The sequence below is a fragment of the Mycobacterium asiaticum genome (assembly GCF_001673635.1).
GTDB classification, from domain to species: Bacteria; Actinomycetota; Actinomycetes; order Mycobacteriales; family Mycobacteriaceae; genus Mycobacterium; species Mycobacterium asiaticum_C.
Window position 1 is genome coordinate 165458 of the sequence record NZ_LZMH01000082.1, and the last position, 21012, is coordinate 186469.

At 66.9% G+C, this 21012-nt stretch carries 22 protein-coding genes and 1 pseudogene; 22 read left to right on the forward strand and 1 reads right to left on the reverse strand.

What is annotated here, in order from left to right:
- The first annotated feature begins 28 nt into the window (after positions 1-28).
- From A5645_RS24720 to A5645_RS24770, 11 genes are read left to right on the forward strand one after another with little or no spacing between them, the layout of a single operon-like run.
- Positions 29-1135 (forward strand): homogentisate 1,2-dioxygenase, encoded by a 1107-nt coding sequence (locus A5645_RS24720; protein WP_065131386.1) that lies wholly within the window; start codon positions 29-31, stop codon positions 1133-1135.
- Complete coding sequence (locus A5645_RS24725; protein ID WP_065131387.1) at positions 1132-2319, forward strand: alpha/beta hydrolase; 1188 nt, start codon at positions 1132-1134, stop codon at positions 2317-2319. The genes A5645_RS24720 and A5645_RS24725 overlap by 4 nt, the downstream gene beginning before the upstream one ends.
- Before the next feature lie 47 nt (positions 2320-2366).
- The gene (locus A5645_RS24730; protein ID WP_065131414.1) at positions 2367-3566 is read left to right on the forward strand and encodes a CaiB/BaiF CoA transferase family protein; all 1200 of its coding nucleotides are present in this window, start codon (positions 2367-2369) and stop codon (positions 3564-3566) included.
- Positions 3563-4459, forward strand: coding sequence for a hydroxymethylglutaryl-CoA lyase (locus tag A5645_RS24735; RefSeq protein WP_065131388.1), 897 nt, complete (start codon positions 3563-3565; stop codon positions 4457-4459). The genes A5645_RS24730 and A5645_RS24735 overlap by 4 nt, the downstream gene beginning before the upstream one ends.
- A complete protein-coding gene (locus A5645_RS24740) occupies positions 4459-5070 on the forward strand; it encodes a TetR/AcrR family transcriptional regulator (protein ID WP_065131389.1) in 612 nt (203 codons plus the stop codon). Before A5645_RS24735 ends, A5645_RS24740 begins: the two co-directional genes overlap by 1 nt.
- 18 nt (positions 5071-5088) lie before the next feature.
- Positions 5089-6327: an acyl-CoA dehydrogenase family protein gene (locus A5645_RS24745; RefSeq protein ID WP_065131390.1), complete on the forward strand. Its 1239-nt coding sequence runs from the start codon at positions 5089-5091 to the stop codon at positions 6325-6327.
- Positions 6324-7295: a phosphotransferase family protein gene (locus A5645_RS24750; protein WP_065036476.1), complete on the forward strand. Its 972-nt coding sequence runs from the start codon at positions 6324-6326 to the stop codon at positions 7293-7295. Before A5645_RS24745 ends, A5645_RS24750 begins: the two co-directional genes overlap by 4 nt.
- Positions 7292-7630 (forward strand): DUF6285 domain-containing protein, encoded by a 339-nt coding sequence (locus tag A5645_RS24755; protein ID WP_065131391.1) that lies wholly within the window; start codon positions 7292-7294, stop codon positions 7628-7630. Before A5645_RS24750 ends, A5645_RS24755 begins: the two co-directional genes overlap by 4 nt.
- An 8-nt stretch (positions 7631-7638) precedes the next feature.
- Positions 7639-8031, forward strand: coding sequence for a nuclear transport factor 2 family protein (locus A5645_RS24760; protein ID WP_065036474.1), 393 nt, complete (start codon positions 7639-7641; stop codon positions 8029-8031).
- 10 nt (positions 8032-8041) lie between these two features.
- Entirely contained in the window at positions 8042-8584 is a 543-nt protein-coding gene (locus A5645_RS24765; RefSeq protein WP_065131392.1) for a YceI family protein, read from the forward strand.
- 15 nt (positions 8585-8599) lie between these two features.
- Positions 8600-9001 (forward strand): Rv3143 family two-component system response regulator, encoded by a 402-nt coding sequence (locus A5645_RS24770; protein ID WP_051545057.1) that lies wholly within the window; start codon positions 8600-8602, stop codon positions 8999-9001.
- Between the two features lie 6 nt (positions 9002-9007).
- Here A5645_RS24770 and A5645_RS24775 read toward each other — a convergent pair whose 3' ends face one another.
- Entirely contained in the window at positions 9008-10297 is a 1290-nt protein-coding gene (locus A5645_RS24775; protein WP_065131393.1) for a PPE family protein, read from the reverse strand.
- A gap of 324 nt (positions 10298-10621) precedes the next feature.
- On the opposite strand from A5645_RS24775, the gene A5645_RS24780 reads away from it, so the two are divergent.
- The 11 genes and pseudogenes from A5645_RS24780 to nuoK all read left to right on the forward strand — a co-directional run bounded on the left by A5645_RS24780 (position 10622) and on the right by nuoK (position 21004).
- A complete protein-coding gene (locus A5645_RS24780; protein WP_065036511.1) occupies positions 10622-10999 on the forward strand; it encodes an NADH-quinone oxidoreductase subunit A in 378 nt (125 codons plus the stop codon).
- Between the two features lie 8 nt (positions 11000-11007).
- Positions 11008-11562: a NuoB/complex I 20 kDa subunit family protein gene (locus A5645_RS24785; protein WP_036353559.1), complete on the forward strand. Its 555-nt coding sequence runs from the start codon at positions 11008-11010 to the stop codon at positions 11560-11562.
- Entirely contained in the window at positions 11559-12287 is a 729-nt protein-coding gene (locus A5645_RS24790) for an NADH-quinone oxidoreductase subunit C (RefSeq protein ID WP_065131394.1), read from the forward strand. The genes A5645_RS24785 and A5645_RS24790 overlap by 4 nt, the downstream gene beginning before the upstream one ends.
- Positions 12287-13618, forward strand: a complete 1332-nt coding sequence (nuoD, locus tag A5645_RS24795) for an NADH dehydrogenase (quinone) subunit D (RefSeq protein WP_065131395.1) — start codon at positions 12287-12289, stop codon at positions 13616-13618. Before A5645_RS24790 ends, nuoD begins: the two co-directional genes overlap by 1 nt.
- Complete coding sequence (gene nuoE / locus A5645_RS24800; protein WP_065131396.1) at positions 13615-14391, forward strand: NADH-quinone oxidoreductase subunit NuoE; 777 nt, start codon at positions 13615-13617, stop codon at positions 14389-14391. The genes nuoD and nuoE overlap by 4 nt, the downstream gene beginning before the upstream one ends.
- A complete protein-coding gene (nuoF, locus tag A5645_RS24805; RefSeq protein WP_065036468.1) occupies positions 14384-15715 on the forward strand; it encodes an NADH-quinone oxidoreductase subunit NuoF in 1332 nt (443 codons plus the stop codon). Before nuoE ends, nuoF begins: the two co-directional genes overlap by 8 nt.
- Entirely contained in the window at positions 15712-18126 is a 2415-nt protein-coding gene (locus A5645_RS24810) for an NADH-quinone oxidoreductase subunit G (protein ID WP_065131397.1), read from the forward strand. Before nuoF ends, A5645_RS24810 begins: the two co-directional genes overlap by 4 nt.
- 5 nt (positions 18127-18131) lie before the next feature.
- Positions 18132-19385, forward strand: coding sequence for an NADH-quinone oxidoreductase subunit NuoH (nuoH, locus tag A5645_RS24815; RefSeq protein WP_155768154.1), 1254 nt, complete (start codon positions 18132-18134; stop codon positions 19383-19385).
- Positions 19360-19923 (forward strand): annotated as a pseudogene (nuoI, locus tag A5645_RS24820) (NADH-quinone oxidoreductase subunit NuoI); the annotation flags it as partial. The gene nuoH and the pseudogene nuoI, both read left to right, overlap by 26 nt.
- Positions 19920-20708, forward strand: coding sequence for an NADH-quinone oxidoreductase subunit J (locus A5645_RS24825; protein WP_065131399.1), 789 nt, complete (start codon positions 19920-19922; stop codon positions 20706-20708). The pseudogene nuoI and the gene A5645_RS24825, both read left to right, overlap by 4 nt.
- Entirely contained in the window at positions 20705-21004 is a 300-nt protein-coding gene (gene nuoK, locus A5645_RS24830; RefSeq protein ID WP_036353533.1) for an NADH-quinone oxidoreductase subunit NuoK, read from the forward strand. The genes A5645_RS24825 and nuoK overlap by 4 nt, the downstream gene beginning before the upstream one ends.
- Positions 21005-21012 lie beyond the last annotated feature (8 nt).

Sequence of the window (21012 nt, forward strand, 5' to 3'; positions counted from 1 at the left end):
TTATAACGGCGAACCCCCGGAGTCAGTCATGGAATCCTTCATCCACCTGCGCAAAGGCCGGACTCCGCGGCGTGTCCACGCCGACCTGGACGGCCTCAAAGACGACGAACTTGGGCGCGGTGGCTTTACCGGGCGCACGGCCAACCTCTACCGCCGCCACGATCCCACCGCCTTCCGCGCGGTCGGTCCGCTGCGCCCGGTCGACGTCCTGGCCGACCAGCTCAAGCCCAGCGACGCCACCGATGCGGCCGGCGGCCCGCTGCTGATGTTCAGCAACGCCGACTGCCGGGTGTTGCTGAGCCGCCGGCACGAGGAGATGCCGTTCTACACCCGGCACATCGACGGGGACCTGCTCTGTTTCGTCCACCAGGGCGCCGGCCTACTGCAGACCGAGTTCGGGCCGCTTCGCTACCGCAACGGCGACTGGATCTACCTCCCCAAAGCCTGCACGTGGCGCCAGCTACCCGAGAGTGAGACGACGCTGCTGATGATCGAGGCGACCGACGAGTTCCGGGTGCCCCCGCCGGGCGCCCTGGGCCGGCATTTCCCTTTCGACCCCGCGCAGGCCACCATCCCCGAACCCGTCCCCATCGAGGACGACGGACGCGACGAGTACGAGGTGCGGCTCATCCACCGGGATGTCCAGGGTGACGGGTCGACAACGCTGTACTACCAACACAATCCGATCGATGTCGAAGGCTGGCGCGGCGACAACTTCGCCTTCACCTTCAACATCGACGACTACAACGTCGTCACCTCCGACAGCGTGCACCTGCCGCCGACGGTGCACATGTTCATGCAGGCGACCGGTGTCTACGTGATGAACTTCCTGCCGAAGCCCGCCGAAGGGGTGGCCGGCACCGAGCGAACACCGTGGTATCACCGCAACGTCGACTACGACGAAATCGCGTTCTTCCACGGCGGTTCGCTGTATGGCATCCCGATGCCGCCGGGCCTGATCTCCCATGCACCGCAGGGCGTTCACCACGGCGCGCCGGAGAAGGCACGCGAACGGGCACGCCGCAAGTTCGACGACTATCAGCGGGTGGACTGGCAGGTCATCGCGATCGACACCCGCCGCCGCCTGACACCATCACCCGAAGTACTGGCACACGACCTGGGACAGCACCAATGAAGCAAGCCGTCAAACACGACTACGACCGCATCCCGTATCTCGTTGCGTTCCAGAACGATTCCGGTGTGCGCGATGTGTACGGCGGGCTCGCCGAGATCACCGTGCTGGAAAGCTACCTGCTCAAGCCCAAGGACCACCCGTCGGACACCGTGCTGGTGTTCATGCATCCCATCGGCGGCGGTGCGTACCTGCCGATGATCAATGCGCTGGCCCGGGCCGGCCACCACGTCATCTACTGCAACAGCCGATTCCGCGGCACCGACTCGACCCTGCTGATGGAAAAGGTGGTTGAAGACCTCGGCGAGTGCATCAAGGACGCCAAGAACAGACTCGGCTACCGCAAGGTGGTATTGGCCGGATGGAGCGGTGGCGGTTCGCTGTCAGTGTTCTACCAACAGCAGGCCCAGCACGCCACCGTGACTTCCAGCCCGTCCGGCGACGGCCCCGACCTGACGGAGCTGGACCTGCCGGCGGCGGACGGCATCGTGTTGCTGGCGGCGCACATCAGCCGGCACGGCACCCTGACCGAGTGGCTGGACGCGTCGATCCTGGATGAGGCCGACCCGACCAAGCGCGATCCCGAACTGGACCTCTACAACCCGGACAACCCCAATCAGCCGCCCTACAGCCAGGAGTTTCTGGAGCGCTACCGGCAGGCACAGATCGACCGCAACCGCCGCATAACGGCTTGGGTGCGCGACAAGCTGGCCGAGCTGAAGGCGGCGGGCCGGCCCGACGACGAGTTCTGTTTCGTCGTGCACGGCACCATGGCCGACCCCCGCTGGCTGGATCCCACGGTCGACCCCAACGAGCGCACGCCCGGCACCTGCTATCTGGGTGACCCGCAGGTGGTGAACATGAGCCCGGTCGGCCTGGCGCGCTACTCGACACTGCGCGGCTGGTTATCGCAGTGGAGTTACGACGACGCCCGGGGCGACGGCGTGGCATGCGGGAAGGACCTTGCCATCCCCGCGCTGGTGATCGGTAATCTGGGCGATGACGCTTGCACACCCAGCCACACCCGACGGCTCTTCGAGGCGATTGGGCACCCCGACAAGGAGATGCACGAAATACCCGGCGCCACACATTATTACGCGGGACCTGACCAGCGCGACAAGCTGCGCCAGGCTGTCGACATCGTCACCGACTGGCTGATCAGGCACGACTTCGCGAGTGCCGGGTGACCACCGCCGGCGACGATGCAGAACGCAGTGATGCTGAGAAGCGGCGCATTGTTGGAGCCCTGGACGGTATCAGGGTGCTGGAACTGGGCACCCTGATCGCCGGACCGTTCGTGGGTCGCCTGCTCGGCGACATGGGCGCCGACGTCATCAAGGTGGAACCACCCGGCGCCCCGGACCCGCTGCGCACCTGGGGACAGGCCGAACTCGACGGGCATCGGATCTTCTGGACCGTGCATGCCCGCAACAAGCGGGGCATCACGCTGGACCTGCGCAAGCCGCAGGGGCGCGAGCTGTTTCTCGATCTGGTCGAGAAGTCCGACATCGTGGTGGAGAACTTCCGTCCCGGGACGCTGGAGAAGTGGAACCTGGGCTACGACGTTCTCAGCGAACGCAATTCGGGCATCATCCTGGTTCGGGTCTCGGGCTACGGCCAAACCGGACCGGATGCGCACAAGGCCGGCTACGCCTCGGTGGCCGAGGCCGCGAGCGGGTTGCGGCACCTCAACGGTTTCCCGGGTGGGCCGCCGCCGCGGCTGGCGCTGTCGCTGGGCGACACGCTGGCCGGAATGTTCGGCGCGCAGGGCGCGCTTGCCGCGTTGTACCGCCGCAGCGTGACCGGACACGGGCAGGTGGTCGATGTCGCTCTCACCGAATCATGTTTAGCGGTACAGGAATCCACCATTCCGGACTATGACGTCGGCGGTGTGGTGCGCGGGCCGTCCGGCACCCGGCTGGAGGGCATCGCGCCGTCGAACATCTACCGCAGCGCCGACGGTTCCTGGGTGGTGATCGCGGCCAACCAGGACACCGTGTTCGCCCGGCTGTGCAAAGCCATGGGGCAGCCGGAACTGGTCACCGACGACCGGTTCGCCACGCACGGCGCACGGGGCCGCAACCAGGACGAGCTGGATCAGATCATCGGCGCCTGGTCGGCCCAGCGCCAGCCCGCCGAGATCATCGAAACCCTCTCCGCCGCGGGCGTTATCGCCGGACCGATCAACACCGTCGCCGAAGTCGTCAACGACCCGCAACTGCGCGCCCGCGGCATGCTGGTGCCGCACTACGACGAGCGAGTCGAGCGGGAGGTGCTGGGACCGGGCATCGTGCCGGTGCTCTCCGAATCCCCCGGCACCGTCCGCTACGCCGGCCCGGCGCGTCCGGGTCAGCACAACGAGGACGTTTACACCGGGCTGTTGGGCAAGACCGCCGACGAGGTCGCCCGGTTGGTCGCCGAGGAGGTGCTATGAGCACGCACGTCGATATCCGTGAGGTGGCGCTGCGCGACGGCTTGCAGATCGAGACGCCAATACCGTTGGCCGCGAAGCTGGAAATGCTGACCGCCATAGCGGCCACGGGCGTGCGTGAAGTGGAGGCCACCGCGTTCGTGTCGCCGTCCAAGGTGCCGTCGATGGCCGACGCCGCCGAGCTGGCGGCCGAACTGCACAACTTTCCCGGCATCGCGTTCTCCGCGCTGGTGGCCAGCCCTAACGGGGCCAAAAGGGCCATCGCCGCGGGACTGCGGTCGATCGAATACGTGGTGGCGGCCGATGACACCTTCAGCCAGAAGAACGTCGGGCGCACCAGCGCCGAAGCGACCTCACAAATCGGCGAGATCGTCGCGATCGCGCATGACAGTGCCGTTCCCGTCGAGGTCATCGTCGCCACGGCCTGGGACTCCCCGTTCGAGGGACCGACGCCTCCTGCGCGCGTACTCGACATCGCAGCGTCGGCCCGCGACCAGGGGGTGGACCGGTTCTCCATCGCCGACACGATCGGTACCGCCACCCCGGGCCGGGTGAGTTCGCTGATCGCCCAATTGCGTCCGGTCATCGGCGAGCTGCCGCTGGGCGGCCACTTCCACAACACGCGCGGGTCCGGACTGGCCTGCGCCTATGCGGCGGTGCTGGCGGGGGTCACCCGGTTGGACGCCTCGGTCGGCGGGCTCGGCGGCTGCCCCTTCGCGCCGGGCGCCACCGGCAACATCGCGACCGAGGACCTGGTGTACCTCTTGACCGACAGCGGGTTCGACGTCGACGTGGACTTGCCGGCGGCGATCGCCGCGGCGCGGGTCGCGAGGGACGCCGTAGGGCATGACTTGCCGAGTGCGCTGCTGCGCGCCGGCGACCGGATCCGAACCTGATGCCCGCCGAACTGGTCAGCGCCAAAGGCCGCCAGACCCGCCAGGCCATCGAGCTGGCCGCGCGAAAACTGTTTGCGGAGCGTGGCTTTCACGGGACCACGCTGGCCGACATCACCTCGGCAGCCGGCAAGTCCTCGGCGGTGTTCTACCGCTACTTCACCGACAAGGAGGACCTGCTGGCCGCCCTGGCGGAGTCATTCCTGCATGAGGTCGTCGAACCGTCCGGACTCAGTGTGCACCTGCCCGACTCCCCCGCCGACGACGCGTTCTTCGTCTCCGTGGTCACCGGCTACTGGGGCATGTTCAAGCAGAACATCGGCATCATGATCGCGGTGGCCCAACTGGCCGCCACCCAGGAACGCTTCGCCGCCGTCCAGAACGAATTCCGCCGCTTCGGCATGAACATCGTGGCCGCCTCCGTCCGCCGGGCCCAGGAGCAGGGCCACGGAACCGACCTCAACCCGGAGCACACCGCCGCCGCCATCTCGCTGCTGTTCGAGAATTTCACCACCGTGTTCGTCGGCAGGCCGAGCCTCGGCGTGACGATGACCGACGAGGACGCCATTGCCGTACTGTCGAAAATCTGGCAGAAGACTCTGTACGGCGCTTGACAATTAGGAGCGATCAACGTGGATTTCAGCCTCCCCGAACACCTTCCGGGTCTACTCGCCGAGATTGACGAGTTCATCGAACAAGAGATCGAACCACTCGAACGCGAGAACATCCAGTACTTCGACCACCGACGGGAGAACGCCCGCACCGACTGGGATAACGGCGGCATCCCGCGGCGGGAGTGGGAAGACCTGCTCGGTGAGATGCGCAGGCGCGCCGATAAGGCGGGCTGGTTGCGGTACGGGCTGCCGGCCGAGTTCGGCGGCCGCGACGGCAGCAATATCGACATGGCCGTCATCCGGGAACATCTGGCGCACAAGGGACTCGGGTTGCATAACGACCTGCAGGACGAGTCGTCGATCGTCGGCAACTTCCCCCAAGTCATCATGATGGACCGGTTCGGCACCGAGACCCAGAAGCAGGAATGGACCGAGGCGCTGATCACCGGCGAGCGGTCGATGGCGTTCGGGCTGACCGAACCCAACCACGGGTCGGACGCCACCTGGCTGGAGACGACCGCGGTCCGTGACGGTGACGGGTGGGTGATCAACGGCGCCAAACGATTCAACACCGGCGTCCACCGGGCCACCCACGACCTGGTGTTCGCCCGCACGTCGGGTGAGCCTGGGCAGGCACGCGGCATCACGGCGTTCCTCGTGCCGACCGACGCACCCGGCTTCACCGTGCCGTACTACTGGTGGACGTTCAACATGCCGACCGACCACGGCGAGGTGGAACTGAAGGATGTGCGGGTGCCCGACGACGCGGTGCTCGGCGAACTCGACCGCGGTTTGGAGGTCGGCCAAACCTTCCTGCACGAGAACAGGATTCGCCAGGCGGCCAGCAGCCTGGGTGCCGCGCAGTACTGCATCGACCGTGCCGTGGCCTATGCCGGCGAGCGCGTGGTGTTCGGCAAGCCGCTGGCGGTGAACCAGGCGGTGCAGTGGCCGCTGGTGGAATTGCAGACCGAGGCGCAGATGGTGCGGCTGCTGGTGTACTACGCCGCCACCCAGTTGGACGCCAACCACCACATGGAAGTCTCCGACAAGGTCTCGATGGCCAACTACCGGGCCAACCGGCTGGTGTGCGATGCCGCCGACCGGGCGATGCAGGTGCTCGGCGGCATCGGTTACAGCCGTCATGAACAGCTCGAGCACATCTACCGGCACCACCGCCGCTACCGGATCACCGAGGGCGCGGAGGAGATTCAGATCCGCCGAGTTGCCCAGCGACTCTTCAAGTTCGGCAAGAGATGACCCTGGCAGCGGACCTCGGCGCGCTGCTGGGGTCGGTCCTCGACGAGCGGGTGACCATCGACAATCTGCGCGCCCTCACCGGCGGCGCCAGCCGGACCACCTGGGCGTTCGACGCGGTAACGGACGGCGCGCGCCGGTCGCTGATCCTGCGTACCGGACCACCGGACGACGTCCATGCCGGGATGGAATTGGAGGCACGGGTACAGGCGGCGGCCGCCGCCGCCGGCGCGCCGGTCCCCCATGTGCTCATCGCCGACGACTCGGTGGCCACGCTCGGGAACCCGTTCCTGATCTGTGAGGAGATCAAGGGCGAGACCATCGTTCGGCGCATCTACCGGCAGCTTGGCGATTCCGGTGCGGAGCGGGAGCGGCTGTTGCGCCAGTGCGCGCAGGCGATCGCCGCCATCCACCGCGCCGACGCCGATGACCCGGGACTGACCCGCGAGGACCCCATCGGGCAATGGCGGGACCGGCTCGACGGCATGGGCGACACCACGGCCACCTTCGAATGGGCCTTCCGCTGGCTGGCCGCCCGCCGGCCGCCACCATCGCCGGAAGTGTTGGTGCACGGCGACTTTCGGATGGGCAACCTGATCGTCGACGGCAGCGATCTCGCCGCGGTGCTGGACTGGGAGCTGGTGCACGTCGGTGAGGCCTACGAAGACCTGGCCTGGTTCTGCGTGCGCGCCTGGCGGTTCGGCGCACCGCCCAGCCAGGGCGCCGGTGGCCTGGGCAGTATCGAAAGCTTCCTGCGCGCCTACGAGGAGGCCAGCGCGACTACCGTCGACCGGGTGACGTTCCACTGGTGGCTGGTGTTGGCGACCCTGCGCTGGGGGGTGATCTGCCGGTATCAGGCCGAGCGCCACCTCAGCGGGCAGACGCGGTCGGTGGAACTGGCGACCATCGGCCGGCGGGTGTGCGAGAACGAATGGGACCTGCTCGACCTGCTTGCCGGGAGCCCGTCGTGACGGGGATACACGGCCGGCCCACCGCGGCGGAGCTGGTCGCCGCCGTCGCCGAATTCCTGGAAACCGATGTGCGCGAGGCGACTTCGGGCCAGGTCAACTTCCACTCCCGGGTAGCGGCCAACGCCCTGCGGATGGTCGAACGCGAACTGAGCAACCCCGGCGAATCCAACGTCCGGTCGGCGCTGGCCAACCTCGGATTCGCGGACGAGGCCGCGCTGGCGGCCGCCATCCGCGACGGTGCATTGGACGAACGCGCCGATGACGTCATCGCCTGCCTGCGAACTCTGGTGGGCCACCGGCTGGCGGCCGCTCACCCCGGATACGACAACCCCTAGGAGCACCCATGTCCCCCACCGTCGTCGAGGTGGCCGACCGGCTGTTCGCCGCGATCGAGAACGGCGACCGGGCGGCCGTCGGGCGAATGTGGAGCCCGGACATCACGGTGTGGCGGGTCGGTGCCCGCCGCGATGACGACAAGGCCCGCGCGCTGCGGGTCATCGAGTGGTTCATCTCGACCACGACCGAGCGAAGCTACGAAATCCTGGACCGCCAGGAATTCGGCACCGGATTCGTCCAGCAGCACGTCCTGCACGCGACCGGCCACGCGGGTCAATCGATCTCGATGCGGGTTTGCATCGTGATCAAGTTGGACAATGAGGGTCTTATCAGCCGGATCGACGAATACTTCGACCCCGCCGATATGGCCCCGCTACTCGACTCCCCGACGACCGGATAGGCGAGACCCGATGACGACGCTGGAAACTTTGCTCACCGACCCCGAGACCTCGGGTGCCTGGGCGATGGTGCCCGACAGTTCGAAGATCGAATTCAAGACCAAGAACTTGTGGGGCGTGTGGCCGGTCAAGGGCAGGTTCACCAAATTCAGCGGTGAGGGCAACCTCGGCGACAACGGTGCGGTGACGGGCCACATCGACATCGACGTCGCATCGCTGAACACCGGTATCGAAAAGCGCGACGGACACCTGCGGTCCCCCGACTTCTTCGACGTCGAGCGCTTTCCGCAGATCGCCGTCGCCGTCAGCGGTCTGCAGCTGGGCACCGGCCGGGAGGCCGAATTGCAAACCGGTTTCACCATCAAGGGCATCACCGAACCGGTGCGGCTGCCGGTGACGATCACCGAGCTCGCCGATGGCTCGGTGCGGATCTCGGGGACGACCCAGATCAAGAGATCGCGGTTCAACCTGGACTGGAACAAGCTGGGTGTGATGTCGGGCACAGTGACGGTGTCGGCGGAGGCCGTCTTCGTGCAATCGACTCATGCCGCGTGAATTAACATCTGCACCGTGCCCGAGTCGAGCAACCCACTGAAGATCCTCGTCTACAGCGACAACGTCCAAACCCGCGAACGCGTCATGCAGGCCCTGGGTAAGCGGCTGCACCCGGATCTTCCCGAGCTGAGCTACGTCGAGGTGGCTACCGGCCCGATGGTGGTGCGCACCATGGACGAGGGAGGCATCGACCTGGCCATCCTCGACGGAGAGGCAACGCCGACCGGCGGCATGGGCATCGCCAAGCAGCTGAAGGATGAGCTATCGGCGTGCCCGCCGATCCTGGTGCTGACGGGGCGTCCCGACGATGCGTGGCTGGCCAGCTGGTCACGCGCGGAGGCCGCCGTGCCGCATCCTCTCGACCCGATCGTGTTGGGCCGGACCGTGCTCAACCTGTTGCGCGCACCCGCGCACTAGGAGCGGTCAGCCGCCCCGCACTTGCAGTTGCGGGCCCTCTTCCTGAGCTTCCTCCTGAGGACGGAACTCTCCGGGTGCGATCTTGGGCCGCAGCGAGACCACGGTTTCCTCCGCTTCGTCCGCCTCGGAAGTTCCCTTGGCCTGGGCGCGCAGACCCGTCACCGGGATTGCCGAGACGGTCGTCTGCGTGGCGGGCACTGCCTCGCCGGGGGCGGCCTGAACAGCGACTTCCGGCGCCACGGTGGGCAGCACGCTCATCGCCGGCACGTCCGCTTCCGGAGCTTGCGGCGTCTCGGTCTCGCTCACCTCGGCCTCGGCAGCCGGCGCGACGGCCTCTTGTTCCTCGGCCTTGGGCGCGGGCTTGGTGGTGTTCACGATGGACGGGCTGTCGCCGAGCAGACCCGCCCGGGCCAGACCAGCCAGCGCCATCGGCATCATGCCGAAACCGGCGACGCCCGCGCTGGGCACCCCGGTGTTGGCGGCGGTCGCCGCGGCACTGCCGGCACTGCCGGCACCTGCGGCGGCTGCCGGATCGCCGCCGGTATAGCCGCTGGTGTAGCTCATCGGAGCGGGCCCGGCGTCTGCGCTCGCGACGCCGCCGGTGCTGCCACCGCCACCGCCACCGCCAGCGGCAGCGGCAGCGCCGTCACCTCCGTCGCCTCCGGGCGGAGCGGCGCCGCCACCACCGCCACCGGCAGCGCTGACGTCGCCGCCGGTCTGCCCGTTCGCGAGGGCACCCAGGCCACCGGCCAGCCCACCGGCCAGCGCCGGGAAGCTCTGCAGCACGCTCTGCCACGGCACCACCTGAGAGGCGGCAGCGGCGGCGTTGGCGTAATAACCCGCCATCGCGGACACGTCCGCGGCCCACATTTCCTCGTAGATGCTCTCGGCCAGCGCGATCAGCGGTGCATTCTGGCCGAACAGATTCGACATGACGAGCTGCACGAACGCGTTGCGGTTGGCATCGACCGCACCCGGGTGCACGGTGGCCGCCCGGGCCGCTTCGAACGCGCTGACCACCGCGCGCGCCTGACCGGCCGCCCCGAAGGACTGCGACGCGGCCGCGCTCAGCCAGCCCGCGTAGGGAGCAGCCGCCGCCGCCATCGCTTGGGCCGCCGGGCCCTGCCAGGCCTGGCTCGCCAGCGTGGAGATCACACCTTGGAACGCCTCGGCGGCAGTCCCCAGCTCCGCGGCAAGCCCATCCCAGGCGGCGGCTGCCTCCAGCATCGGGGCGCTACCGGCGCCCAGGAACATGCGCAGGGAATTGATCTCTGGCGGCAGCGTAAAGAAACTCACAACCCCGGTCCTCCCAGATCGGCCGTCCGCGTCTGCGCTGACCTCGCAAGATCCGCGGAGTTACGCACGCTAAGAGTAACAACAAGCGCTCCGCCCGTGTGGCCGTCGCACGGATCCCATGATATTTCTCCCGCGCCGCGCCGTTTGCCACGTATTTCGCGCCCCTAACGATCCCCCGTGTCCATGAGCTTGACCCCGGGCATGTGGTCCGCCCGTCGCGCGACTATGTTGAAGGTCACTGTGACGGCCCACAAGCCCGGTCCGTCACACAGCCCGGTCACCGCCTGGCCGCTGTCCGCGGCCCATACGACGGAGCAGAGCGAGTTGAACGTCTACATACCCATATTGGTGCTTGCTGGCATTGCTGCAGCCTTTGCCGTGGGCTCGGTGATCCTGGCGAGCATCACCGGCCCGACCCGGTTCAACCGGTCGAAGCTGGAGGCCTACGAATGTGGGATCGAACCCACTGAAACCGGGTTCAGCGGCCCGAAGGCCCCAAGCGGGCAGCGCTTCCCGGTGAAGTATTACCTGACCGCAATGTTATTCATCGTCTTCGACATCGAAATTGTGTTCCTCTATCCGTGGGCGGTCAGTTTCGACTACCTCGGAACGTTCGCGCTCGTCGAGATGGTCATATTCATGCTCACGGTGTTCGTGGCCTACGCATACGTGTGGCGCCGCGGTGGCCTGACATGGGATTGAGGTAGGACGTGGGACTGGAAGAACAGCTGCCCGGCGGGATTCTGCTGTCGACGGTCGAGAAGGTTGCGGGCTATGTCCGCAAGAACTCGCTGTGGCCGGCGACCTTCGGCTTGGCCTGCTGCGCAATCGAGATGATGGCGACGGCGGGCCCGAGGTTCGACATCGCCCGATTCGGGATGGAGCGGTTCTCGGCGACGCCGCGACAGGCGGACCTGATGATCGTCGCGGGCCGGGTCAGCCAGAAGATGGCGCCGGTGCTGCGGCAGATCTACGACCAGATGGCTGAACCGAAATGGGTTCTGGCGATGGGCGTGTGCGCCTCCTCCGGCGGAATGTTCAACAACTACGCGATCGTGCAGGGCGTCGACCACGTGGTACCGGTGGACATCTACCTGCCCGGCTGCCCACCCCGGCCCGAGATGCTGCTGTACGCAATCTTGAAGCTGCACGAGAAGATTCAGGAAATGCCGCTGGGCGTCAACCGGGAACGCGCCATTGCCGAAGCCGAGGAAGCGGCCATGGCCGCCCGCCCCACCATCGAGATGCGCGGTCTGCTGCGATGAGTTCACCGGACAAAGACCCGCAGGGCGCCACCCTGACCCCGGGGGCGGACGTCCCGCCCGAAGGCCAAAAAGTGATCAGCGTCCGCCGCGGCATGTTCGGTGTTCGCGGCACCGGCGACACCTCCGGCTACGGGCGGCTGGTGCGCGAGATCGCGTTGCCCGGCGAGACTCCCCGGCCCTACGGCAGCTACTTCGACGACATCGCCGACCGGCTGGCCGAGGCGTTGGACCGCGAGGGCCTCGACTTCAATGAAGCGATCGAGAAAGTCGTGGTCTACCGCGACGAACTGAGCCTGCATGTGCGCCGAGACCTGCTACCGCAGGTCGCCCAGCGGTTGCGCGACGAGCCCGAACTGCGGTTCGAGTTGTGCCTGGGCGTCAGCGGCGTGCACTACCCGAACGAGACCGGGCGCGAACTTCACGCCGTATACCCGCTGCGGTCGATCACCCACAATCGCCGGGTGCGGCTGGAAGTGTCTGCGCCAGACAGCGATCCGCACATCCCCTCGTTGTTCAACGTCTACCCGACCAACGACTGGCACGAGCGGGAGACCTATGACTTCTTCGGGATCATCTTCGACGGACATCCGTCGCTGACCCGGATCGAGATGCCCGACGACTGGCAGGGCCACCCACAGCGCAAGGACTACCCGCTGGGCGGTATCCCGGTCGAGTACAAGGGCGCGCAGATTCCCCCACCCGATGAGCGCAGGGGCTACAACTGATGAGCACATCCACCAGCACGGCGCACGACGGCGCCGGCGCTCCAGAGACGCTTGTGGTCGCCGGCGGCCAGGACTGGGACAAGGTCGTCGACGCCGCCCGCAACGCCGACCCAGGTGAACGCATCGTGGTCAACATGGGGCCGCAACACCCCTCCACCCACGGTGTGCTGCGCCTGATCCTGGAGATCGAGGGTGAGACGGTCACCGAGGTGCGCTGCGGAATCGGCTACCTGCACACCGGCATCGAGAAGAATCTCGAATACCGGTACTGGACGCAGGGCGTCACGTTCGTCACCCGGATGGACTACCTGGCACCGTTTTTCAACGAGACGGCGTACTGCCTGGGCGTGGAGAAACTGCTCGGCATCACCGATGAGATCCCGGAGCGGGTCAACGTCATCCGGGTGATGATGATGGAGCTCAACCGGATTTCTTCGCACCTGGTCGCCCTGGCCACCGGCGGCATGGAACTGGGTGCCATGACACCGATGTTCGTGGGCTTCCGCGCCCGCGAGATCGTCCTGACCCTGTTCGAGAAGATCACCGGCCTGCGGATGAACAGCGCCTACATCCGTCCCGGTGGACTCGCTCAGGACCTGCCGCCGAACGGGGTCGACGACATCGCTGCAGCCTTGAAGGAACTGCGCGTTCCGTTGCGCCAGATGGGCGAGCTGCTCAACGAGAACGCGATCTGGAAGGCCCGCACCGAGCACGTCGGATATCTGGACCTGACCGGTTGCATGGCGCTGGGCATCACGGGCCCCATCCTGCGCGCCACCGGCCTGCCGCACGACCTGCGCAAGAGCGAACCCTACTGCGGCTACGAGAACTACGAGTTCGACGTCATGACCGATGACAATTGCGATGCCTACGGGCGTTACATCATTCGGGTCAAAGAGATGTGGGAGTCGATCAAGATCATCGAACAGTGTCTGGACAAGTTGCGGCCCGGCCCGACCATGGTCGAGGACCGCAAAATCGCTTGGCCTGCAGACCTTTACGTGGGCCCCGACGGCATGGGTAACTCCCCGGAGCACATCGCCAAGATCATGGGCAGCTCGATGGAAGCGTTGATCCACCACTTCAAGCTGGTCACCGAGGGCATCCGGGTCCCGGCCGGTCAGGTGTATGTGTCGGTCGAGTCGCCCCGCGGGGAGCTCGGCGTGCACATGGTCAGCGATGGCGGCACCCGCCCCTACCGCGTGCATTACCGGGACCCCTCTTTCACCAATCTGCAGTCGGTCGCGGCGATGTGCGAGGGCGGGATGGTCGCCGACCTGATCACCGCGGTCGCCAGCATCGATCCGGTCATGGGCGGAGTGGACCGATGACCGTTCCGAAAGTCGGTAGCAGCAACGGAGAGCGGGTCTTCCTGCGACTCGGTCCCCCGCCCGAGGAGCCCAACCAGTTCGTGGTCGAGGGTGCGCCGCAGTCGTATCCGGCCGAGGTGCGGGCCCGGCTCGAAGTCGAGGCCAAGGAGATCATCGCCAAGTACCCCAACAGCCGCTCGGCGCTGCTGCCGTTGCTGCACCTGGTGCAGGGCGAAGACTCCTACCTCACCCCCGCCGGACTCGAATTCTGTTCCGAGCAACTGGGATTGACCGGCGCCGAGGTTTCCGCGGTGGCCAGCTTCTACACGATGTACCGGCGCGGGCCTACCGGCGACTACCTGGTCGGGGTTTGCACCAACACGTTGTGCGCAGTGATGGGCGGCGACGCGATATTCGCCGACCTCAAGGAACACCTGGGTATCGGCAACGACGAGACCACCGCCGACGGCACGGTCACCCTGCAGCACATCGAGTGCAACGCGGCCTGCGACTACGCGCCGGTGGTGATGGTCAACTGGGAGTTCTACGACAACCAGACCCCCGCGTCGGCCCGCGAACTCGTTGACTCGCTGCGGTTGGGCGAGCCGTTGGCGCCCACCCGGGGCGCCCCACTGTGCAAGTTCCGGGAAACGTCGCGCATTCTGGCCGGCCTGCCCGACCAGCGCCCCGACGAAGGCCAGGGCGGTGCCGGTGCAGCCACGCTGGCCGGACTGCGGGTGGCCAAGGAGAACGGTATGCAGGCACCCGAAGCCCCGGGGACCACCGATGACTAGCGCCCCCGCCACCCCACTGACCCCGGTCATCAGCCGCTACTGGGACGACCCCGAATCGTGGTCGCTGGCAACCTACGAACGCTATGACGGCTACCGGGCCATGAAGAAGGCCCTGACCATGAATCCCGACGACGTGATCGGGACGGTGAAGGACTCCGGGTTGCGTGGCCGCGGTGGTGCCGGCTTCTCGACCGGGACCAAGTGGTCGTTCATCCCGCAGGGCGACACTGGGCCGGCGGCCAAGCCGCATTACCTGGTGGTCAACGCCGACGAGTCCGAACCCGGTACATGCAAAGACATTCCGTTGATGCTGGCGACACCGCATGTGCTCGTCGAGGGCGTGATCATCGCCTCCTATGCGATCCGGGCCAGCCATGCCTTCATCTACGTCCGTGGTGAGGTGGTGCCGGTGCTGCGGCGGCTGCAGAACGCCGTCGCCGAGGCCTACGCCGCCGGCTACCTCGGCCGCGACATCGGTGGCTCCGGTTTCAACCTGGAGCTGGTGGTGCACGCGGGCGCCGGGGCATACATCTGCGGCGAGGAGACCGCGCTGCTCGACTCGCTGGAGGGCCGCCGCGGCCAGCCGCGACTGCGGCCGCCCTTCCCCGCCGTCGCCGGCCTGTACGGCTGCCCCACGGTGATCAACAACGTGGAGACGATCGCCAGCGTCCCGTCGATCATCCTCAACGGCGTCGACTGGTTCCGTTCCATGGGCAGCGAGAAATCGCCTGGCTTCACGCTGTATTCGTTGTCCGGGCACGTCACCAACCCTGGGCAGTACGAGGCGCCACTGGGCATCACGTTGCGCGAGTTGCTCGACTACGCCGGCGGCGTCCGGGCCGGCCACAAGCTGAAGTTCTGGACACCGGGCGGATCCTCCACCCCGCTGCTGACCGACGAACACCTCGACGTGCCGCTCGACTACGAGGGCGTCGGCGGAGTCGGCTCGATGCTGGGCACCAAGGCGCTGGAGATCTTCGACGAAACCACCTGCGTGGTGCGGGCGGTGCGGCGCTGGACCGAGTTCTACAAGCACGAATCGTGCGGCAAGTGCACCCCGTGCCGGGAGGGCACCTTCTGGCTGGACAAGATCTACGAGCGGCTGGAAACCGGCCGGGGCACCCGCGAAGACCTCGACAAGTTGCTGGACATCTCCGACGCGATCCTCGGGAAGTCGTTCTGCGCGTTGGGTGACGGCGCCGCCAGCCCGGTGATGTCGTCGATCCAGCACTTCCGGGACGAATACATCGCCCACGTCGAATCCGGCGGCTGCCCGTTCGACCCCCGAGACTCCATGCTGACGTTGGACGGAGTGAAAGCGTGACCCAGACAGCTGACGCGGAGAACCGCTTGGCTCAGCCCGAGATGGTGTCGCTGACCATCGACGGAGTCGAGATCAGCGTTCCCAAGGGCACTTTGGTGATCCGCGCCGCCGAGTTGATGGGCATCCAGATCCCCCGGTTCTGCGACCACCCGCTGCTCGACCCGGTGGGCGCCTGCCGGCAGTGCCTGGTCGAGGTGGAAGGCCAGCGCAAACCGCTGGCGTCGTGCACCACCGTCTGCACCGACGACATGGTGGTGCGCACCCAGCTCACCTCGCCGGCCGCGGACAAGGCCCAGCACGGCGTGATGGAACTGCTGTTGATCAACCACCCGCTGGACTGCCCGATGTGCGACAAGGGCGGCGAATGCCCCCTGCAGAACCAGGCAATGTCCAACGGCCGCGCGGAATCTCGCTTCACCGATCCCAAGCGCACCTTCGCCAAGCCGATCAACATCTCGTCGCAGGTGCTGCTGGACCGGGAGCGCTGCATCCTGTGCGCCCGCTGCACCCGGTTCGCCAACCAGATCGCCGGCGACACCTTCATCGACATGCAGGAGCGGGGCGCGCTGCAGCAGGTCGGCATCTACGCCAACGAGCCCTTCGAGTCCTACTTCTCCGGCAACACCGTGCAGGTCTGCCCGGTGGGTGCGCTGACGGGCACGGCGTACCGATTCCGGGCCCGGCCGTTCGATTTGGTGTCCAGTCCGAGCGTGTGCGAGCACTGCTCGTCCGGATGTGCGCAGCGCACCGACCACCGCCGCGGCAAGGTGACGCGCCGACTGGCCGGTGACGACCCCGAGGTCAACGAGGAGTGGAACTGCGACAAGGGCCGGTGGGCTTTCACCTACGCGACCCAGCCGGATGTGATCACCACGCCGCTGATCCGGGACTCGGGCGGCGAGCTGGTACCGGCGTCGTGGGCGCACGCGATCGTGGCGGCGACGCAGGGACTCGAGGCAGCCCGCGGCCGCACCGGTGTGCTGGTTGGTGGCCGGGTCACCTGGGAGGACGCCTACGCCTACGCCAAGTTCGCCCGAATTGTGCTGGACACCAACGACGTCGACTTCCGGGCCCGTCCCTCCTCGGCCGAGGAGGCCGATTTTCTGGCGGCGCGCATCGCCGGGCGACCGGTCAGCGTCAGCTACTCCGACCTCGAGGCGGCGCCGGTCGTCCTGCTGGTCGGCTTCGAGCCTGAAGAGGAATCACCGATCGTGTTCCTGCGGCTGCGCAAGGCCGCACGCAAGAACAACCTTCCGGTGTATGCGATCGCTCCGTTCGCGAGTCGTGGGCTGGCGAAGATGTCGGGCCGGTTGCTGCAGACCGCTCCCGGCGCCGAGCCGGCAACATTGGACGGGCTGGCGACCGGGGAGATCGGGAACCTGCTCAGCACCCCGGGTGCGGTGATCATGGTTGGCGAACGCCTGGCCACGGTTCCCGGCGGTTTCTCGGCCGCGGCCCGCCTGGCCGACACCACCGGGGCACGGTTGACCTGGGTGCCGCGGCGCGCCGGGGAACGCGGTGCACTGGAAGCCGGTGCCCTGCCCGGGCTGTTGCCCGGTGGCCGCCCCGCCGCTGACGAGGTCGCGCGCTCGCAGGTCACCGCGGCGTGGCACGTCGACGAATTGCCCACTGCGACAGGACGTGACACGGACGGCATCCTGGCCGCGGCCATCGACGGAACGCTGGGCGCGCTGCTGGTGGGCGGCATCGAACCGGGCGACTTCGCCGACCCGGACGCGGTGCTGGCCGCCCTGGACACCGCGCCGTTCGTGGTCAGCCTCGAACTGCGGCACAGCGCCGTCACCGAGCGGGCCGACGTGGTGTTCCCGGTTGCGCCCACCACCCAGAAGTCGGGTGCTTTCGTCAACTGGGAGGGCCGCTATCGCGGCTTCGAACCCGCTTTCCATGGCACCACCCTGCAGGCCAGCCAGTCCGACCATCGCGTGCTCGACACGCTGGCCGACGAGATGGGCGTCTATCTCGGTTGCGCCACAGTCGAATCCGCCCGCGAGGAACTCTCGGCCCTGGGCACCTGGGACGGCAAGCACCCGTCCAGCCCGACGGCCGAGGCAGCATCGCCCGCCGAACCCGGTGCCGGTGAGGCGGTGCTGACCGGCTGGCGATTGCTGCTGGACGCCGGTCGCGGACAGGATGGTGAACCACACCTGGCCGGCACCGCGCGCAAGCCCGAAGTGCGGTTGTCGGCGAACACCGCCGCCGAAATCGGCGCCGGGCACGGGGATCCGGTCACGGTCAGCACCGACCGTGGCTCGATCACCCTGCCGCTCAGCGTCACCGACATGCCCGACCGGGTGGTGTGGCTGCCGATCAACTCACCGGGTTCGGCGGTGCATAAAGACCTTGGCGTCACACTGGGTGCCGTCGTGAACATCGGGGTGGGTGCCAAATGAACGGCTTGACCGCTTTCGGGCACGACGCTTGGTGGCTGGTGTTGGGCAAGGCCCTGGCCATCTTCGTCTACCTGGTGTTGACGGTGCTGATAGCAATCCTGATCGAACGAAAGCTGTTGGGCAGGATGCAACTTCGGCCCGGGCCCAACCGCGCCGGCCCGAAGGGTCTGTTGCAGAGCCTCGCCGACGGCGTCAAGCTGGCATTGAAAGAAAGCATCACACCCAAGGGCATCGACTGGTTCGTCTACTTCGCGGCACCGGCCATCTCGGCGATTCCCGCGTTCACCGCCTTCGCGTTCATCCCGTTCGGTCCCGAGGTCTCGGTGTTCGGCCACTGGACTCCGTTGCAGCTCACCGACCTTCCCGTCGCGGTGCTGTTCATCCTGGGTCTGTCGGCGATCGGCGTGTATGGCATCGTGCTGGGCGGTTGGGCATCTGGATCCACCTACCCGCTGCTCGGCGGGGTCCGGTCGACCGCCCAGGTGATCTCCTATGAGGTGGCGATGGGCCTGTCGTTCGCGGCGGTGTTCCTCTACGCCGGCACCATGTCGACGTCGCAGATCGTGGCCGCCCAGGACCGCGTCTGGTACATCTTCCTGCTGCTGCCGTCCTTCTTGACGTACCTGATCTCCATGGTCGGTGAGACCAACCGGGCGCCGTTCGACCTACCCGAAGCCGAGGGCGAGTTGGTGGCCGGCTTCCACACCGAGTACTCGTCGCTGAAGTTCGCCATCTTCATGCTCGCCGAATACGTGAACATGACCACGGTTTCGGCGCTGGCGGCGACGATGTTCCTGGGCGGCTGGCACGCCCCGTGGCCGTTGAACCTGTGGGACGGGGCCAACAGCGGCTGGTGGCCCGTGCTGTGGTTCACCGCCAAGGTGTGGACGTTCCTGTTCATCTACTTCTGGCTGCGGGCCACGCTCCCCCGGTTCCGCTACGACCAGTTCATGGCGCTGGGCTGGAAGCTGCTGATCCCTGTCTCGTTGGCGTGGATCATGATCGCGGGCACTGTGCGCTGGCTGCGCAATCAGGGCTACCCCCACTGGACCGCGGTGCTGGTGATTTGCAGCCTGGTGGTGGCTGTCGTGCTGATCGCAACGCTGCGCAAACCGTTCACTGTGCCCAAACGACAGCAGCAGCGTGTCGAAAAGCCCGTCGGGGCAAGCGATCCGCAACCGGCATTCCCGACACCACCACTGCCGATGAAGACCCTCGAACGGCCCGTCGGTGCGAGCAAGGAGAAGGCACGTGGCTAAATTCTTGGACCCCATCGCCGGATTCGGCGTCACGTTCGGGTCGATGTTCAAGAAGACCATCACCGAGGAGTATCCGGAGAAGCCCGGCCCGGTGGCACCCCGCTACCACGGCCGTCATCAGCTGAACCGCTATCCCGACGGGCTGGAGAAGTGCATCGGGTGCGAGTTGTGCGCCTGGTCCTGCCCCGCGGACGCGATCTACGTCGAGGGCGACGACAACACCGAGGAAGCGCGGTACTCGCCGGGAGAACGCTACGGCCGGGTTTACCAGATCAACTATCTGCGCTGCATCGGTTGCGGGCTGTGCATCGAAGCCTGCCCCACCCGCGCCCTGACGATGACCAACGACTACGAGTTGGCCGACGACAACCGCGCTGACCTGATCTACGAGAAGGACCGGCTGCTGGCGCCGCTGCAGCCGGGTATGACGGAACCGCCGCACCCGAGGGCCGAGGGTGCCACCGACAAGGACTACTACCTGGGCAACGTCACCGCGGACGGAGTGCGGCAAAGTCAGGAAGCCGGGGACCCCCGGTGAGCGTGATACTCGCCTCCAACCTGGCTCCGGAGCTCATCACCCGCACCTCCACCGGTGAAGCGGTGATGTTCTGGGTGCTCGGCGCGCTGGCGTTGGTCGGAGCGTTGGGCGTGGTGCTGGCCGTCAACGCCGTCTACTCGGCGATGTACCTGGCGATGACGATGCTGATCCTGGCGGTCTTCTACATCGCCCAGGACGCGCTGTTTCTGGGTGTCGTACAAGTCGTGGTCTATACCGGCGCGGTGATGATGCTGTTCCTGTTCGTGTTGATGCTGATCGGCGTGGACTCGGCGGAATCGCTGAAGGAAACGCTGCGCGGACAACGGGTCGCCGGAGTGCTGACCGGCATCGGCTTCGGCGTCCTGCTGATCGGCGGGATCGGCAACGTTGCGACAGCGGGCTTTCACGGGCTGGACGGCGCCAACGCCGGCGGCAACGTGGAAGGCCTTGCCGCCCTGATCTTCACGCGTTACCTGTGGGCCTTCGAGCTGACCAGCGCGCTGCTGATCACCGCCGCGGTCGGCGCGATGATCTTGGCGCACCGGGAGCGGTTCGAGCGGCGTAAGACTCAGCGTGAGCTCTCCCAGGAACGCTTCCGTCCCGGCGGGCACCCCACCCCGCTGCCCAGCCCGGGTGTCTATGCGCGCCACAACGCCGTCGACGTCGCCGCTCTGCTGCCGGACGGTTCGTACTCGGAACTGTCGGTTTCGCGCATCCTGCGCACCCGCGGCGCCGACGGCCTCGAGACACCGTCGCCCCAATCGGTCAAGGGAGGTGCGTCATGAATCCGGCCAACTACCTATACCTTTCGGCATTGCTGTTCACCATCGGAGCGGCCGGGGTACTGCTGCGGCGCAACGCGATCGTCATGTTCATGTGTGTTGAGCTGATGCTCAACGCGGTGAACCTGGCGTTCGTCACCTTCGCCCGCCTGCACGGCAAGCTCGACGGACAGATGATCGCGTTCTTCACCATGGTGGTCGCCGCCTGCGAGGTGGTGATCGGCCTGGCGATCATCATGACGATTTTCCGTACCCGCAAATCGGCGTCGGTCGACGACGCGAATCTACTCAAAGGCTGAAAGAGCCA

Coding starts and splice junctions, on each gene's coding strand:
- A5645_RS24720 (WP_065131386.1), top strand. CDS start 29: ATGGAATCCTTCATCCACCTGCGCAAAGGCCGGACTCCGCGGCGTGTC.
- A5645_RS24725 (WP_065131387.1), top strand. CDS start 1,132: ATGAAGCAAGCCGTCAAACACGACTACGACCGCATCCCGTATCTCGTT.
- A5645_RS24735 (WP_065131388.1), top strand. CDS start 3,563: ATGAGCACGCACGTCGATATCCGTGAGGTGGCGCTGCGCGACGGCTTG.
- A5645_RS24740 (WP_065131389.1), top strand. CDS start 4,459: ATGCCCGCCGAACTGGTCAGCGCCAAAGGCCGCCAGACCCGCCAGGCC.
- A5645_RS24750 (WP_065036476.1), top strand. CDS start 6,324: ATGACCCTGGCAGCGGACCTCGGCGCGCTGCTGGGGTCGGTCCTCGAC.
- A5645_RS24760 (WP_065036474.1), top strand. CDS start 7,639: ATGTCCCCCACCGTCGTCGAGGTGGCCGACCGGCTGTTCGCCGCGATC.
- A5645_RS24765 (WP_065131392.1), top strand. CDS start 8,042: ATGACGACGCTGGAAACTTTGCTCACCGACCCCGAGACCTCGGGTGCC.
- A5645_RS24790 (WP_065131394.1), top strand. CDS start 11,559: ATGAGTTCACCGGACAAAGACCCGCAGGGCGCCACCCTGACCCCGGGG.
- nuoD (WP_065131395.1), top strand. CDS start 12,287: ATGAGCACATCCACCAGCACGGCGCACGACGGCGCCGGCGCTCCAGAG.
- nuoE (WP_065131396.1), top strand. CDS start 13,615: ATGACCGTTCCGAAAGTCGGTAGCAGCAACGGAGAGCGGGTCTTCCTG.
- nuoF (WP_065036468.1), top strand. CDS start 14,384: ATGACTAGCGCCCCCGCCACCCCACTGACCCCGGTCATCAGCCGCTAC.
- nuoK (WP_036353533.1), top strand. CDS start 20,705: ATGAATCCGGCCAACTACCTATACCTTTCGGCATTGCTGTTCACCATC.